This window comes from Streptomyces sp. 3211.6, from assembly GCF_003634815.1.
GTDB lineage: Bacteria > Actinomycetota > Actinomycetes > Streptomycetales > Streptomycetaceae > Streptomyces > Streptomyces katrae_A.
This window is the reverse complement of the sequence record NZ_RBXC01000002.1, coordinates 72,490-89,006: the sequence shown is the minus strand read 5'-3', so window position 1 is coordinate 89,006 and position 16,517 is coordinate 72,490. Positions and strand designations below refer to the sequence as shown.

Sequence of the window (16,517 nt, the reverse complement as noted above, 5' to 3'; positions counted from 1 at the left end):
AGAACAACGAGGCCAAGCTCCTCGACTACTTGAAGCGGGCCACCGCCGACCTGCGTGAGACCAAACGCCGGCTCGCGGAGGCGGAGGAGCGGGCCGGGGCGAAGGAGCGCGAGCCGATCGCGATCGTCGGCATGAGCTGCCGGTTCCCGGGCGGTGCCGGCTCCCCCGACGGGCTGTGGGACCTCGTGCGGCGCGGCGGGCACGGGCGCACGCCGTTCCCGGAGAACCGGGGCTGGGACGTGGACGCCCTGTTCGACGAGGACCCGGCCCGGCCGGGGACCTCGTACGTGCGCGAGGGCGGGTTCCTGCACGAGGCCGTCGACTTCGACGCGGGGTTCTTCGGCATCTCCCCGCGCGAGGCCCTGGCGATGGACTCGCAGCAGCGGCTGCTGCTGGAGGGGGCGTGGGAGGCGTTCGAGGACGCGTCCATCGACCCGGTCTCGGTGCGGCAGACGGACGTCGGGGTGTTCGCGGGGGTCATCCACCACGACTACGTGACCCGGCTCGCGCGGGTCCCCGACGGTTTCGGCGGCTACCTCAGCACGGGCAGCGCGGGCAGTGTGGCCTCGGGCCGGATCGCGTACACGCTGGGCCTGGAGGGCCCGGCGGTGACCGTGGACACCGCCTGCTCCTCCTCCCTGGTCGCCCTGCACCTGGCGGTGCAGGCGCTGCGGCGCGGTGAGTGCACGATGGCCCTCGCGGGCGGGGTCACGATCATGTCCTCGCCGGGCGCTTTCGTGGAGTTCAGCCGGCAGCGCGGGCTCGCCCCGGACGGGCGCTGCAAGTCCTTCGCGGACGGCGCCGACGGCACGGCGTGGGGCGAGGGCGTCGGCATGCTGCTGGTGGAGCGGCTCTCGGACGCGGTGGCGAAGGGGCACCGGGTGCTGGCCGTCGTGCGCGGCTCCGCCGTCAACCAGGACGGGGCCAGCAACGGGCTGACCGCGCCGAGCGGGCGGGCGCAGCAGCGGGTCATCCGGCAGGCCCTGGAGAGCGCCGGGCTGGGTCCGGCCGATGTGGACGCGGTGGAGGCGCACGGGACGGGGACGCGGCTGGGCGACCCGATCGAGGCTCAGGCGCTGCTCGCGACGTACGGGCAGGGCCGGGCGGCGGGGCTGCCGCTGTGGCTGGGGTCGGTCAAGTCGAACATCGGGCACACGCAGGCCGCGGCAGGGGTGGCGGGCGTCATCAAGATGGTGCAGGCGATGCGGCACGGCACGCTGCCGCGCACCCTCAACGTGGACGCCCCGTCGGCGCAGATCGACTGGTCGATGGGCGAGGTGGAGCTGCTGACGCAGGAGCGGCCCTGGCCGGAGACGGGCCGTCCGCGGCGTGCGGGGGTGTCCTCGTTCGGGATGAGCGGGACCAACGCGCACGTGATCCTGGAGCAGGCACCGCCGGAGGCCGCGGCGCAGGAGGCTCCCGCCGCCGGGCCGGTGCCGGGCGTGGTGCCGTGGGTGCTGTCGGGCCGGACGGGGGCGGCGCTGCGGGCGCAGGCCGCCCGGCTGGCCGGGCACCTGGAGGCGGCTGCGGAAGCCCGTCCCGCCGACGTGGGGTTCTCGCTGGCGACGGGCCGGTCCGCGTTCGAGCACCGGGCGGTGCTGCTGGGTTCCGGTCCGCAGGAGTTCCGGGCGGGTCTGGCGGCCCTCGCGGCCGGCGAGGCGGCGCCGGGGCTGGTGACGGGCTCGGCCGAGACCGGTGCGTACGGCAGGGTGGCGTTCGTGTTCCCCGGGCAGGGCGCCCAGTGGGTGGGGATGGCCGTCGGCCTGCTGGACGCCGAACCGGTGTTCCGGGCGCGGATCGAGGAGTGCGCGGCGGCCCTCGCCCCGCACACCGACTGGTCGCTGCTCGACGTGCTCGCGGGCCGGCCGGACGCGCCGGGCCTGGAGCGGGTGGACGTGGTCCAGCCGGCGCTGTGGGCGGTGATGGTGTCGCTGGCGGCGCTGTGGCGGGCGTACGGGGTGGAGCCGGCGGCCGTCGTCGGGCACTCGCAGGGCGAGATCGCGGCGGCCGTGGTCGCCGGGGCCCTGTCGCTGGAGGACGGCGCCCTCGTCGTGGCCCGGCGCAGCCGGCTCCTGACGGAGCTGTCGGGGCGCGGCGGGATGATGTCGGTGGCGCTGTCGCACGAGCAGGCCGCCCTGGACGTGGCCGGCTACTCGGGCCGGATCGCGGTGGCCACCGTCAACGGGCCCGCCGCCACGGTGGTGGCGGGCGAGCCGGCCGCGCTGGAGGAGCTGCGGGCCCGGTACGAGTCCGAGGGGGTGCGGGCCCGGATCATCCCCGTGGACTACGCCTCGCACTCCCCGCAGGTGGAGTCGATCCGGGAGCGGCTGCTGGAGGTGCTGGCGCCGGTGCGGCCGCTGCGGCCGGAGCTGCCGCTGTACTCGTCGGTGACCGGCGAGGTGGTGGAGAGCGCCGCGCTGGACGCCGAGTACTGGTACGAGAACCTGCGCAGCACGGTGCGGTTCGAGGGGGCGGTGCGGGCGCTGCTGGCCGACGGGCACCGCTACTTCGTGGAGGTCAGCCCGCACCCGGTGCTGACCCTGGGCATCACCGAGACCCTCGACGCGGTGGCCGGCGCGGGCGGTGCGTCCGGGCGGGCGGCGGTCGTGGAGTCGCTGCGCCGTGACGACGGGGGCCCGGAGCGGTTCCTGGCCTCGGTGGCGGAGCTGTACGTGCAGGGCGGGCCGGCGGACTGGCGGCCCGCGTTCGCGGCGCACCGGCCGCGGACCGTGCCGCTGCCGACGTACGCGTTCCGGCACGAGCCGTACTGGCTGCACAGCGCGCCGGGCGGCGAGGGGGCGGGCACGTCCGGGATGACGGCGACGGGCCATCCGCTGGCCGCGTTCCGGCTGGACCTGCCGGAAGCCGGCTCGGTGCTGTTCACCGGGACGGTCTCGGCGCGCAGCCACCCGTGGCCGGCGGGCGGCGAAGTGCCCGTCGAGGCGCTGGTGGAGGCGGCGCTGGCGGCGGGCGGGGCCGTCGGCCTGCCGGAGGTCGCCGAGGCGGCCGCCGAGGCCGCGCTGGTCCTGCCCGAGCGGGGCGGGGTCCGGCTCCAGCTGCTGGTGGGGGCCCCGGACGAGGCGGGCCGGCGCAGGCTGACCGCGGTCTCGCGGCCGGAGGCGGCGGACGGGGAGGAGCCGTGGGTACGCCACCTGACGGCCCTCCTGGCCCCCGGCCGGGCCCCGTCCTTCACCCCGGGCACGGGCACGGGCGTCACCGCCGCCGCGGGCACGGACGCCGGACCGGTCGCAACCGCCGCGGCGGGCATGCTCACGGGGCCGGCCGGCGCGGCCACCGGGCCGGTTCCGGCAGGCAGTTCCGGCGCGACCGTCGGCGCGGGCGCGGGAGCCGGCACGGGCGGGCCCATCGGCGCGGGCGCAACAGCCGGCACGGGCGGGCCCATCGGCGCGGACGCAACAGCCGGCACGGGCGCGGCCGTCAGGCCGGACGCGGGCTTCGGGCCGGACGCCGGCCTCGGGGTGGCGGGTCGTGGGGGCTGGTCGGAGGTGTGGCCGCCGCGGGGCGTCGAGCCGGTGGAGCTCGACGACGAGCACCCCCTGCTGGAGCGGGTCTGGCGGCGGGGTGAGGAGTTCTTCGCCGAGGCCGTGCTGCCGGAGGCGCTGCACGAGCAGGCGGACGGGTACGCCCTGCACCCGGCCCTGCTGGAAGCGGCCCTGTACCCCGTACTCGCCGCCGGCGAGCAGCCGTTGGCGCCGCTCGCCTGGAGCGGTACGGCCCTGTACGCGACGGGTGCGTCCTCGCTGCGGGTGCGGGCGGTGCGCGGGGCGTTCGGGGTGGTGGAGCTGGAGCTGGCCGACGCCGGGGGCGGGCCGGTGGCGGCCGCCACCGTGACTCTGTCGGCCCCGGCGGGGGGCGGCCGGGGCGGACGGCCCGTCACCCCGCTGCACCTGGTGTGGGAGCGGGCCGCCGAAGCCCCCGAGGCGGCCTCGGGCGTGACCCGGGCGCTGGTCGGCGTACCGGACGGCGGTGGACGGGGCCCGTCGGTGCTCCCGGCCTGCGACGGGGCGCCCGCGTACCCCGGCCTGCCGGCCCTGCTGGCGGCGACCGGGACGGCGGCCGCGGCCGGAACCGGGGCGGGCGCCGAAACCACAACCGGGACCGGAACCGGGGGAGGCGCTGGAGCCGCGACCGGAACCGGCGCCCGGGCCGGATCTGGGACCGCACCCGGGACCGAAGCCCGGAACGGAACCGGGGCGGTGGCGGTGTTGCCCGGGCTGCTGCTCGTGCCGTTGATCCGGGGCGGCGGTGCGCCCGAGGTGTCGGGGGCGCGGGTGCGGGCCGCGGTGGACGGGGTCCGCGAGCTGGTCGGCGCCTGGCTCGCCGAACCCCGGTGCGCCGGTACGGCGCTGGCCGTGGTGACCAGCGGCGCCGAGGCGGTGCTGGATGGGGAGGACGTCCCCGACCTGGCCGGCGCGGCCGTACGCGGCTTCGTGCGCTCGGTGCAGGCGTGGCTCGCCGAGGAGGGGGCGCGCCGCCTCATGCTGGTGGACGTGGACGACAGCGACGCGAGCCGCAAGGCCCTGGTGCGGGCGCTGGGCGGCGAGGAGCCGGAGCTGGCCCTGCGCGACGGCGTCGCCTACGCCCGGCGCCTGGTGCGGGCCGAACCGGTCCCGGCGGGCCCGCTCGCCGAAGGCCTGGAGCCGGTCCGGCTGAGCGGCGCCTCCGACGGGCCGTGCGCCGAGGAGGCCGCCCGGCAGCTGGCCGAGGGGCACGGCGTACGGCTGGCGGGGCCCGGCGAGGAGGCCGCGGCCATCGTCCACCTGGCCGGGCCGGACGGGCCCTCGCTGGAAGCCGCGGTGGACGCCGCGCTCGCCCTGGACGGGCACACCACCCCGCTGGCGTTCGTCACCAGCGTCGGCGGCGCCGTCGGCGCGGGCTGCGCCGAGGAGACCGCCGTCCTGGGCGCGTTCCTCACCGCGCTGGCCGCCCGCCGCCGTGCCGCCGGACTGCCGGCGGCCGTACTGGGCTGGGGCGCGGACCCCGAGGGCACCCCGGCGGGGCTGGCCCCGCTGGCGGGGGCGGCCGGGCCAGCGCCCCTCGGGCACGCGCTCGCGCGGAGCCTGACCCTGGTCTCCGCCCGGGCCGACGCGGGCCCGTTGCGGGCCTCGGGCCGGCCCGTGCCGGCGCTGCTGCGCACCCTGGTGCCCGTACCTCCGCGCCGGGCGGCCAACCGGCGGGCCGACGACGGGATCCCGCCGCGCGAACGGCTCGCGGCGCTGCCCGCCGCGGAGCGGACGGCGGCCCTGACGGCCCTGGTGCGCGGCCACGCGGCCGCCGCGCTCGGGCACGCCGACGCCGAAGCGCTGTCCGTGGAGCGCTCGTTCACCGAGCTGGGCTTCCAGTCGCTGACCGCTCTGCAGCTGGTCCGCTCGCTGCGCGAGGCGACCGGGCTGACCCTCGCCCCCGTCACCGTCTTCGACCACCCGTCGGTGACGCGGCTGGCCGGGCACCTGGCCGGGCTGCTCGGCGGAGCCTGCTCCGAGGAGGTCCCGCGGCCGGCCGGGGGCACGTTCGCCGGACTGCTGCGGGGCGCCCACGCGCAGGGCCGTACCGCCGAGGGCGCGGCGCTGCTGATGGCGGCGGCCGAGCTGGTGCCCGGCTACGACTCCCGCGCCGCGGTGGAGCACTGGCCGGCCCCCGCGGAACTGGCGCCGCACCGGGAGGGCGCGGCGGGCCTGTTCGCGTTCCCGTCGCTGGGCGCGGCCTCCGGCCCGCACGAGTACCTGGCGCTGGCCGGTGCCCTGGCCGGGGTGCGGGGCCTGACGGTGCTGGCGCACCCCGGGTTCGGCGGCGAGGCGGTGCTGCCGCGCAGCCGGCAGGCGCTGGTACGGGCCCAGGCCGAGGCCGTCGCCGAGGCGGCGGGCGCGGCGCGGCCGGTGCTGCTGGGGCACTCCTCCGGCGGCTGGATCGCGCACGCCGTGGCCCGGGAGCTGCTGGAGATCGGCCGGGAGGCGGCGGCGGTCGTGCTGCTCGACACGTACGCGCGCGCCGAGGGCCGGCACGGACTGGAGGTGCTGACGGAACGGCTCCTCGACCCGGACGGCCCGCTCGGGGTGCCCGACGACGGGAGGTTCCTCGCGATGGGCGGCCATCTGCGGGTGTTCGCCGACTGGACGCCGGAGCCCGCGGCGGCGCCGACGCTGCTGGTGCGGGCCTCCGCGTCGGCGGCCTCGGGCGCGGCCGGCTGGGAGTACGCCGACCACGTGGCGGAGGTGGGCGGCGACCACTTCTCGCTGCTGGGCGCGGACGCGGGCACCGTCGCGGCCGCCGTGGACGCCTGGCTGCGGAAGGTGGCCCGCTGATGGCGGCGGCCGGGCGGCTGCTCGCCGTCTCCGACCTGCACGTGGTGTACGCGGAGAACCGGCGGCTGGTCGAGGAGCAGCTCGTGCCCCGGTCGCCGCAGGACTGGCTGCTGGTGGCCGGGGACGTCAGCGAGACGGCGGCGGAGATCGAGTGGGCGCTGGGCCTGCTGCGCGAGCGGTTCGCGCGGGTGGTGTGGACGCCGGGCAACCACGACCTGTGGACGCCGAAGGACGACGCGGTCTCGCTGCGCGGGGAGGCCCGGTACCGGTACCTGGTGGAGCTGTGCCGGTCGCTGGACGTCCTGACCCCGGAGGACCCGTACCCGGTGTGGGAGGGGGCGGGCGGCCCGGTGGCCGTCGCCCCGCTCTTCGTGCACTACGACTACTCGTTCCGGGCGCCGGGGCTGACGAAGGAGCAGTCCCTGGCCGCCGCCCACGCGTCGGGGGTGGTGTGCACGGACGAGTTCCTGCTGCACCCCGATCCCTACCCGGACGCCGACAGCTGGTGCCGGGCCCGGGTGGCGGCGACGGAGGCCCGCCTCGACGAGGTGGACCCGGCGCTGGCGACCGTCCTGGTCAACCACTACCCCCTGGTGCGTGAGCCCACCGACGTGCTGCGCTACCCGCAGTTCGCCCAGTGGTGCGGCACCACCCTCACCGCGGACTGGCACCTGCGCTACCGGGCGGCGGCCGTGGTGTACGGGCACCTGCACATCCCGCGGACCACCTACCACGACGGGGTCCGCTTCGACGAGGTCTCCATCGGCTATCCGCGCGAACGCCGTCTGCGCGGCCTGCCGCGCGGGGTGCTGCGGGACGTGCTGCGGCCGCACGAGGGCGGAGCCTGAGCGCTTCTCCGGGAGTTCTCGAGCGGGGGGCGAGCCGGTGCTGGTGCCGTAGGAGCCGACGGACGCGGCGCGGCCGCCCCGACGGACGAGAGAACGGACCCTTCCCCATGGCGGACCCCCAGCCTCTGCGCGACCTGTGGCTCAGGCAGTACCACCCGGCCCCCGACGACGGGACGACCCTGGTCTGCTTCCCCTACGCGGGCGGGGCGGCCAGCTACTACCACCCGCTCTCCGAGGCCCTGTCGCCCGGAGTGCGGGTGCTGTCGGTGCAGTACCCGGGCCGCCAGGACCGCCGCGGCGAGCCGGTCCGCACGGACCTGCACGCCCTCGCCGACGAGCTGGCCGGGGTCCTGTCCTCCTGCGAGGACGGCCCGCTGGTCTTCTTCGGCCACAGCATGGGCTCCACGCTCGCCTACGAGACCGCGCTGCGGCTGCAGGACGGGCCGTCCGGGGAGCGGCTGCTCGGGCTGGTCGTCTCGGGCCGCCGCGGCCCCGCCACGGTCCGCCGGGAGACGGTCCACCTGCGGGACGACGCCGGGATCATCGAGGAGGTGGTCCGCCTGGACCGCGGCAGCGCCGCCCTGCTCGCCGACCCGGACATCGCCGGGATGGTGCTGCCCGCCCTGCGCGGCGACTACACGGCGGTGGAGACGTACGCGCCCCGGCCGGGGGCGCGGCTGCGCTGCCCCGTCAGCGTGCTCACCGGGGACGCCGACCCGCAGGTGACGGCCGAGGAGGCCGCGGCCTGGGCCGGGGCCACGGACGGCGCGTTCCGCCTCCGCACCTTCCCCGGCGGCCACTTCTACCTCAACGCGCAGCGGGACGCGGTGAACGCGGCCCTGGCCGAAGACCTGGCCGCGTTCGCCCTGCCGGCTCGAGTGTGACCCGCCACCCCCTCTTGGAGAATCAGTTGAGTAGTGCACCCGCCCGTCCCTCGTTCGGGACGGTCATCCTCGCCGTGTCCCTGCCGATGTTCATGGTGGCCCTCGACAACCTGATGGTGACCAACGCGCTGACCTCGATCCGCGCCGACCTGGGCGCCTCGGTCGAGGACCTCCAGTGGATCACCAACGCCTACATCCTGGGCTTCGCCGGCCTGCTGCTCGCGGCGGCCGCGCTCGGCGACCGGTTCGGCCGCAAGCGCGTCTTCGTCACGGGCATCACCGCGTTCACCCTGACCTCGGTCGGCGGCGCCCTGTCCTCCTCCACGGAGGCGCTGGTCCTCTTCCGCGCCCTGCAGGGCATGAGCGCGGCCGCGGTGATGCCGCTGTCGCTGACGCTGCTCGCGATGGCGGTGCCGGCGGAGAAGCGCGGCGCGGCGATCGGCCTGTGGAGCGGCATCAGCGGCCTGGCCGTGGCCCTGTCGCCGCTGATCGGCGGTGCGATCACCTCCGGTCTCGACTGGCAGTGGATCTTCTGGGTGAACGTCCCGGTGGGCGTCGTGGCGGTCCCGCTGGTCCTGAAGGCGGTCTCGGAGAGCCGGGGCGCCCCGGTGAAGCTGGACCTGCTGGGCCTGGTCCTGGCCTGCGCCGGCGTGGTCTCCCTCGTCTGGGCCATCGTCAACGGGCACGAGAAGGGCTGGGGTTCGGCTCCGGTCGTCTCCGCGTTCGCGGCGGCCGTGGTCCTCCTGGGGGCCTTCATCGCCTGGGAGCGCAAGGCGTCGGCCCCGCTGCTGCCGCTGTCCTTCTACCGCGTCCGTGCCTTCACCCTCTCGAACGTGGTCTCCCTGGCCGTGTACTTCGGCATGTTCGGCGCCACCTTCCTGATCGCCCAGTACCTCCAGACGGGCCTGGGCCACTCGGCGTTCGTGGCGGGCCTGTGGACGCTGCCGTGGGCGGTCATGCCGATGTTCATCGCCCCGCAGGCCGGCAAGCTGGCCGCGAAGGTCGGCGCGGGCCGGCTGATGGCGCTGGGCCTGGCGGTGTCCGGGGCCGGCCTGGCCTGGTTCGCCCTGGTGGTCGGGGTCGGCACGTCGGACTGGGCGTTCGTCGGCCCGTTCGTCCTGGCCGGGGCGGGCATGGGCCTGGTCTTCGCCCCCACCGCGACGGTGGTCATGGGCGCTGTCGCGCCGCAGCACATGGGCAAGGCCTCGGGCGCCAACACCACGGTCCGCGAACTGGGCGGCGCGCTCGGCATCGCGGTCCTGGCGAGCGTCTTCGCCGCCCAGGGCGACTTCACCGGGCAGCAGCGTTTCGTGGACGGCCTGGTGCCGGCCATCTGGATCGCGGTCGCGGTGGTCCTCGTGGGCGCCCTGTTCGCCCTGGCCATCCCCCGCCCGAAGGCGGCCCCGGCCCCGGCGGCCGCTCCGGCCCCCCAGGCGAAGGAGCCGGCCGGCGCCACGGCGTGACCCGTCGCTTCCCTCTCCGTGCCACCGGATCGCGAGATCCGGTGGCACGGCCCGTTTCAGCCGGACTTGCGGCGGAAGGTGCGGCTCTGGCCGTTGGGGCCGCTGGCGCCCTTGATCTTCAGGCGGCCCTCGTGGTGGGCCTGCTGGGCGCGGGCGCCCCGGGCCTTGCGCTCCAGGGCCTCGCGGAACTTCTCCTTGCCGTCGGGCTCGGCTGCGGCCGCCTGGTCTTCCGGCGTATCGGTCATGGTTGCCTCCTGGGCCCGGACAAACGATGTACTGCTGGAGCCCGTCAGTGTCGCAGCCGGGCGGGTGGAGAGCGACCCCTTTTCGGATCAATGGCGCCATTCAGGCAACGGGGCCCGCTGCCACCGGCTGGGACGCCGGGGCGCGCAGGACGGGGGAGCGCAGGCGGGTCACGGGGTCGCCGTCGGCGCGCAGGTCGGGAAGGGTCTCGGCGAGGGTGCGCAAGGCGGCCCGGGCGATGGGCCCGACCAGGTGCGCGGACAGCCCGAAGTGCAGGTCGGTGCAGAGGCCGAAGGGCGGGGCGTCCGGCGCGGCCAGCGGGTCGCGGTTGACGGCGGCGACGAGGAGGGTGACGCGGGCGCCCACGGGCAGCGCGGTGCCGGCGAGGGTGACGGCGCAGCGCACGGCCCGGGACTCCAGGCGTACGGGGGGCGCCGTGCGCAGGGTGCGTGCGACGGCCTCCCCGGCCCGGCCCGGGTCCTCGGCCAGCCGCCGCCAGCCGCCGGGTTCGGCGAGCAGCAGGCGGACGGCGTTGGAGACGAGGACGGCGGTGGGCTCGGCCACGCCGAGGGCCATGATCTGCGAAGCCCGCAGGGCGTCGGCCGTGGGCCGGTACAGGGCTTCGGCCAGGAGCCCGGCCAGGGCGGTCTCGGCGGCCTCCCCGGCCCGCGCGGCGGCGTGGCTCTGCGGGCACAGCAGGCCGTCGAGGGCGTGGCGGCAGTCGGGCAGGAGGCGGCAGAACCGCTCGTGCGCGGCCTCGGGGAGGCCCAGCTGCTCGGCGAGGACCGGGCCGGTCAGGCGGCGTGCGTAGTGCTCGGCGAGGTCGAAGCGGTCGCCCAGGGCGGCCAGGAGCCTGCGGGCCCAGGTGGCGGTCCGCTTCTCCAGCCGGTCGGCGTCGTCCGCCCACAGCAGGGGCCCGCCGAAGGCGGTGAGCGCGGCGAGCGGCGCGGCCGAGGCCCGGTCGAGGGTGAGGACGGCGCTACGGAAGGGCGGCGGGGCGCCGCCGGACACGCCGGGGGCGGGGGCGGGGGCCGGGGCGTCGAAGGCGGGATGTCCGACGACCTCCTCGGCGACGGCCCGCTCGGCGGTGACCCAGGTGTCCGGCAGGGCGCTGCGGTGCAGCGGGCCGAGGGCGCGGACGGCCTCCTCGGCGGCGTCGGGCGTCTCGGTGCCGGTGCGCAGGACCCGGGCGTACGGGTCGGCTTCGAGGGCGGCGAACCACTGGGCGGCCCGGGTGAGTTGGTTCCTGCGGGCCCGGCGGTCGGCCTCCCGGCCGGGGTCCCCGGCCAGCAGCTCGGAGCTCATGTTGCGTCCAGCATGCCATCCCGCCGGACGCGGGAACACCGGGCGCGCGGGCGGGGCGCCCGGATGCGGCCGGCCGGAGTCCCGCCGGGACCCGGCCCGGTCGCCGGTCAGGCGGCGGTGGCGGGAGCCTGCTCGGGCAGCGACTCGTACAGGCCCTGCTCACGGGTGGCGAGGACGGCGATCTCCCGGGCCAGTTCGCGGAAGTCCTCGCTGGTCACGGCGGCGCGGTGCGCGGCGGTGTCCTCCCAGACGGAGAGTTCCACGAAGAAGTTGGCGGTGCCGACCAGGCGGAGCGTCTGGTGGCTGACGCAGCCGGGCTGGGCGCTGACGAAGCGGGTGAGGCGGTCCTTGGCGTCCATGAAGCGCACGAGGTCGCCGTGGACGTTCAGCTTGTTGACGTAGGTCACCATGACGGGCGCTCCTGCTCCTTGGATGGGTCTCGGGGGGGGCCGGACGGGTGGTGTCAGGCGTTCGCCTCGGCGGCCGCGCGGCTGCGGATGCTGCGGCGCAGCACGCCCCGTACGGGCTTGCCGACGGGGGTGCGCGGGACCGCGTCGATGGCCTCGACGCGGCGGATGCGTTCGAAGGGCGCCAGGCGCTCGTTGGCGCGGGCGGCGATCTCCGCCAGCAGGGGCGCGGGGTCGGCCGCGCCGCGCTCGCGCAGGACGATGCCGGCCCAGGTGACGGACCCGTGCACGGCGTCGGGCCAGCCGACGACCGCGCATTCGGCGACCCGGGGGTCGGAGCCGAGGACCCGCTCGACGGCGCTGGGCGAGACGAGTTCCCCGTCGTGGAGGAAGACGTCCCCGAGCCGGTCGACGAGGAACAGCTCCCCGTCCGGGCCGATCCGGCCGACGTCGCCGGTGGAGAACCAGCCGTCGGGGCCGGCCGGCGCCTCCTCGGTGCCCAGGTAGCCGGCCATCAGCTGCGGGCCGCGCACCTGTACCTCGCCGCTCTCCCCGGGCGGCAGCGGGACCCCGGTGTCGGGGTGGACGACGCGGCATCCGGTACCGGGCACGGGGGTGCCGACGGAGCCGGTGCCGGTCGTGCCGTCGGGGCGCTGGCAGTGGGTGAGCGGGGAGAGCTCGGTCATGCCGTAGCCCTGGACGACGGGGACGCCGATCCGGTGGGCGAGGGTGCGGGCGGCGGCCGGGTTGAGGGCGCTGCCGCCCGAGAGGACGGCGGTCAGCCGGGGGCCGGCGGGCAGGCCGGGCAGGGGGCCGCCGTGCAGCCGCTCGTCGGCGGCGAGCCGGTGGAGGCGGGCGGGCAGCCCGTAGTAGTGGGTGGCGCCGGCCTCCTCGGCGAGGGCGAAGGAGGCGAACGGGTCGGGGTCGGGGCACAGCACCTGGCAGGCGCCCGCGTACACGGCCGAGTTGAGGTGCATCGGCTGGTACAGCGGGAGGTGGTTGAGGGTGGTGGAGTCCTCGCCGAGCCGGTGGGCCAGGGCCGTCTGGACGGCGTTGGCGACGAGGTTGCGGTGGGTCAGCCGGACGCCCTTGGGGCTCGCGGTGGTGCCCGTCGTGAACTGGACGCAGGCCTCGGCGTCGAGGTCCACGGAGACGGCCGCGCGCGGGGCGGCGGATCCGGCGGCCGGGGCGACGGCGTCGAGGACGAGGTCCAGCGGGACGGCGGCGCCGGGCAGCGGGCCGCCGTCCTCGGCCCCGGTGACCAGCACCAGGGACAGGCTCTCGGGCCGGTCGGGCAGCGCGCACAGCGCCTCGGCGGCGGCCCGCGGCGCGAAGGCCAGCTCGGCACCGGCGGCGGCGAGCACCTTCGCCGTCCGGGCGGGCGCGAGCAGCGGGTTGAGGACGACGACGGTGTTGCCGCTGCGGACGGTGGCGTAGTACGCGGCCGCGAACTCGGCGTCCAGGGTGTTCACGACGGCCACGCGCGCCCCGCGCCGGCCCACCGAGCACTCCAGGTAGGCGGCGATCCGGTCGGCGCGGGCGTCGAGCTCCCCGAAGGTGAGCGTCTGCGCGCCCACGCGCAGCGCCGGGGCCCCGGGGGCCCGCAGGGCGGCGCGGCGCAGCAGCCCGTCGAGCGGCAGGTGCGGCAGTCGCGGCAGTTCCGGATGGGCGGGTGTCGGCACGGCTCTGCTCCCCTCTGCACTGCGTCCCGGCGGGCGACAGGGCCCTCCCACGGTCCACGCCACCGCTCGCAATCCACTCCAGGACCACTCGAACCCCTCTGGTGCACACCTCCGGCCCCGACCGAAACCCACGCCACCCGCCACGGCCCGAACCCCGCCCGCAGGAGGGCCAGGCGGGTCGTTCCCCGGCCCGTCAGGCGAGCGCCGGACTCCGCAAGCCGGGCCGGGACGGACCGATCCGGTGCGACGCGGCCTACGGCCTCTTGCGTCCGGCCGCCGTCAGGGCCGCCGCGAGCTCGCGTTCGGTGGCGGCTACCGCGACCGGCGGCCGGGCCCAGCCGTACGCGGCGACGCGGCCCGCGACCTGGTGCGCGAGGTCCGCGACCTCCGGGTACCCGCCCAGCACGACGGGCTCCCCGGCCGCCAGCGCGGGGGCCAGCGCGGCCAGGGCGGCCGAGGCCCTGGGGGCCACGGACAGCAGGGCCCGCCTTCCGCGCCGGCCGTGCACGAGGCCGTCGTAACAGTCCTCGGGCGCGCCGGGCGGCCGCAGCAGGCAGACCAGTCCCGTCCCGGGGGCGGCCGCCGCGCGCAGGGTGCGCGGCGGCGGGTCGGGGGGCGCGGCCGCCAGCGGCACGGGGGCTCCGTCCAGCAGCCGCAGCGCCTCGGTGACGGTGGCTCCGGGGTCCGCGTCGGCCGGGAGGCCGCGCAGCAGGCAGGCGACCTGCCACAGGATCTCGTCGGCGTCGCCGTCGGCGATCCGGGTCCGGTCGTGGACGAGCGTCAGCAGCAGCCCGCCGTCCACGTCGTGCCGGGCCGTGAGCACCAACGGCGTCCCCGTGTAGGCCTCGCACTCCTCGGCGGGGCCGACGCCGTCCCCGCCCGCCGCACCGAACGGCCCGGACGGCGCTTCCGGCCCCGCCGGGAAGGCAGGCTCCGCGAACGGCCCCGCCGGGGAGGCGGGCCGCCGGGGCCACCCCGGCGCGGACGCGGGCTCCACGAACGGCCCCGCCGGGAACGGGGACTCCGCCCACGGCCCCACCGGGGACGCGGTCTCCCCCAACTCCCCCACCGGGAACGGGGACTCCCCCAACGCCCCCGCCGGGAGCTCCGGCTGCGGAGGACCCCCGGCGGCGAGGGGGCGCGGTGCCGAGGGGAGGCGGGGTTCGCGTGGGGGCAGGAAGGCCAGGACCGACTCCGTGAGCGGGTCGTACGGGTCGCGGCCCGACCAGCGGTGGACCTGGCCGGCCGAGACCCACTCGTACGCGGCGAGGTCGACGGCCCGCCCCGCGAGGGCGGACAGCAGGTCCGCGAGGGTGCCGCCGGGGCGGACCTCCACGCCCACGGGCAGGGCGCCCAGCAGCGGCCCCGGCAGGCGGTCGGCGCCGTCGAGCGGGATGCCCCGGCCGGACACGGCGGCGCCGAAGGCCACCGGGACCGGTCCCGGACCGCCGTCGGCCGCCCGGTACAGCAGCAGCGCCCACACCGCCTGGAGGGCGGTGCTCTCCGCAGCGCCCCGGGCGGCGGCCCAGCCGCGCAGCCGGGCCGCTTCGGCCGGGGTGAGCCGCTGCCGGGTACGGCCGTGCCCGCGCTGGTGCGTGGGGCGGCCGCGGTCGCCGGCCGGGAGGGTGGCGGAGCCCGCGGGCGGGGCGGCACGGGCCCAGAACTCGCGGGCGGGGGCCCGGTCCCGGGTGCCGATCCACTGGAGGTGGTCACGCAGGTCGGGCCGCCGCTCACCGCCCCGGGGGCGGCCGTCGGCGGCGTGGGCGCGGTGGAAGGCGCGCACGAGCTGCTCCGCGCCGACCGGGTCGAGGAACGCGCGGTGGTACGTGAGCAGGACCCGCGTCGAACCGTCGGGCTCCTCCAGCAGGGCGATCCGCAGCGGGTCGGACCGGGTGAGGTCGAACTCGCGCATCCGCTCGGCGGCGAGCAGCGCCTCCCACTGGGCGCCGCCCACCGGGTGGCGGACGATCAGCGGACCGGCGGCCGGGTGGACGGCGAAACCCGGCAGCCCGGTACCGGTGCCGGAAGCAGCCGGCGCGAGCCCGGTCCGCAGCACCGCCTCCTGGTCGGTGACGGTCTGCCAGGCCCGGGTGAACCGCTCGGCGTCGAAGGGGCCGGGCAGCCGCCAGTGCAGCTGCCCGGTGTGCAGGCCGCGGCCCGGGTGGGTGAGGCCGTCGAGGAGCACGTCGACCTGGAGGGGGGCGGCGGGGTGGACCCTCGGCCGGGGGGCGGCGAGAACCCGGGACGCCGGGGCCCGGCGCGGGCCGTCGCCGGGGCGGCCGGTCACCGCCTCGCGCTCAGGCTCGGGACGGCCGTCTCCGCGTGCCGCCGGGCCAGGTGCAGGACGCGGGTGCAGGCACCGCCCAGGCTGCGGCGTACGTGGTCGCGGGCCTGGGCGAGGTCGGCGCCCGGGCCGAGGACCGGCTCGATGTCCTCGGCGCGCAGCAGGACCCGGTGGCTGGCGACGGCGGTGACCCCGGTCTCATCGGGGTCGACCGACCATTCGCCGGTGTGGGCGGCGAGCAGCCGCGGGGTGCGGGTCCGCTTGTAGACGATCCGTCCGGCGTGCGGGAGGCAGATCCGTACGGACTCGCTGGTGTCGGTGGTGCCGTCGGCCGCGCGGGTGTCCATGGTCAGCAGCTGGACGCCCGTACGGTCCTCGGCCACGTGTGCGCGGGTGACCTCGGGCAGGTGGGCGGGCCAGTCCCCGGCCCGGTACAGGAAGTCGTAGACGAGTTCCGGGGGTCCCTCGACGCGCACCGAGTCCTCGAAGGACAGCAGCAGGCCGTCCAGGGCGGTCCACTGCTCGGCGGTCCGCTTCAGCTGCTGGAGTTCGGCGTGGCTGTTGGCGTCGGTGGCGTCGGCGAGCCACCGGGCGCCGGCCCCGTCCCCGGGGGCCACCGCGAACCGGTGGTGCAGGGTCAGCCGGGAGCGGCCGCCGGCGAGTTCGGCGACCTCCCAGCGGCCGCTCATGGCGGTGGCCGGGGGCGCCGGGACCTCCTGGTGGAAGTCGATGGTGCGCCGTGCGGGGTCCAGGGAGCGCCGCGACACCCAGGAGGTGACGGTATCGCCCGCGGTCGCCCACATCCCGAAGCGGTCGCTGGTCCCGTCGAAGTCCAGCCGCTCCACGTGGATGCTGGGCGGGACGAACAGCGGCCACTGCGTCGTGTCCGCGAGCAGCGCGTAGACCACACCCGCGGGGGCGGCCACGTCCACCGAGTACGACGTGTGCTGCACACGCTCACCTGACATCGGTTCACACCTCTCTGCCTCGGTCCACCAACTTCGCGGCAGTCGGCGGAGCTCCGCTCGAAAGGCCCTGGACCCCGGCTGCACGGGCCGTCCACGGGCTCTCGGGAGGC

9 protein-coding genes and 1 pseudogene are annotated in these 16,517 nt (G+C 77.4%); 4 read left to right on the top strand and 6 right to left on the bottom strand.

Annotation, left to right across the window (positions count from 1 at the left end):
* Window positions 1-35: 35 nt before the first annotated feature.
* The 4 genes and pseudogenes from BX286_RS34535 to BX286_RS34520 form a co-directional block, all read left to right on the top strand.
* Window positions 36-6,323: pseudogene (locus tag BX286_RS34535) on the top strand (acyltransferase domain-containing protein); the annotation flags it as partial.
* The gene (locus BX286_RS34530; protein ID WP_079432332.1) at window positions 6,323-7,171 is read left to right on the top strand and encodes a metallophosphoesterase; all 849 of its coding nucleotides are present in this window, start codon (window positions 6,323-6,325) and stop codon (window positions 7,169-7,171) included. The pseudogene BX286_RS34535 and the gene BX286_RS34530, both read left to right, overlap by 1 nt.
* A 107-nt stretch (window positions 7,172-7,278) precedes the next feature.
* Entirely contained in the window at window positions 7,279-8,055 is a 777-nt protein-coding gene (locus BX286_RS34525; RefSeq protein WP_079432333.1) for a thioesterase II family protein, read from the top strand.
* A 26-nt stretch (window positions 8,056-8,081) separates the two neighbouring features.
* Window positions 8,082-9,518 carry a DHA2 family efflux MFS transporter permease subunit gene (locus BX286_RS34520; protein WP_260338142.1) on the top strand — a complete coding sequence of 479 codons (1,437 nt, stop codon included), beginning with the start codon at window positions 8,082-8,084 and terminating at the stop codon, window positions 9,516-9,518.
* 56 nt (window positions 9,519-9,574) lie between these two features.
* On the opposite strand, the gene BX286_RS34515 is transcribed toward BX286_RS34520, so the two are convergent.
* From BX286_RS34515 to BX286_RS34490, 6 genes are all read right to left on the bottom strand, one after another.
* Window positions 9,575-9,763 carry a DUF5302 domain-containing protein gene (locus BX286_RS34515; protein WP_079432334.1) on the bottom strand — a complete coding sequence of 63 codons (189 nt, stop codon included), beginning with the start codon at window positions 9,761-9,763 and terminating at the stop codon, window positions 9,575-9,577.
* A gap of 100 nt (window positions 9,764-9,863) precedes the next feature.
* The gene (locus tag BX286_RS34510) at window positions 9,864-11,066 is read right to left on the bottom strand and encodes a hypothetical protein (protein WP_121017835.1); all 1,203 of its coding nucleotides are present in this window, start codon (window positions 11,064-11,066) and stop codon (window positions 9,864-9,866) included.
* Window positions 11,067-11,173: 107 nt separating this feature from the next.
* Window positions 11,174-11,476: an antibiotic biosynthesis monooxygenase gene (locus BX286_RS34505; protein WP_079432409.1), complete on the bottom strand. Its 303-nt coding sequence runs from the start codon at window positions 11,474-11,476 to the stop codon at window positions 11,174-11,176.
* A 53-nt stretch (window positions 11,477-11,529) separates the two neighbouring features.
* Window positions 11,530-13,155, bottom strand: coding sequence for a class I adenylate-forming enzyme family protein (locus tag BX286_RS34500; protein ID WP_261993671.1), 1,626 nt, complete (start codon window positions 13,153-13,155; stop codon window positions 11,530-11,532).
* Window positions 13,156-13,408: 253 nt separating this feature from the next.
* Window positions 13,409-15,442 (bottom strand): condensation domain-containing protein, encoded by a 2,034-nt coding sequence (locus BX286_RS34495; RefSeq protein ID WP_121017834.1) that lies wholly within the window; start codon window positions 15,440-15,442, stop codon window positions 13,409-13,411.
* Window positions 15,439-16,407 carry an aromatase/cyclase gene (locus tag BX286_RS34490; RefSeq protein WP_167747667.1) on the bottom strand — a complete coding sequence of 323 codons (969 nt, stop codon included), beginning with the start codon at window positions 16,405-16,407 and terminating at the stop codon, window positions 15,439-15,441. The genes BX286_RS34495 and BX286_RS34490 overlap by 4 nt, the downstream gene beginning before the upstream one ends.
* Window positions 16,408-16,517: the final 110 nt, after the last annotated feature.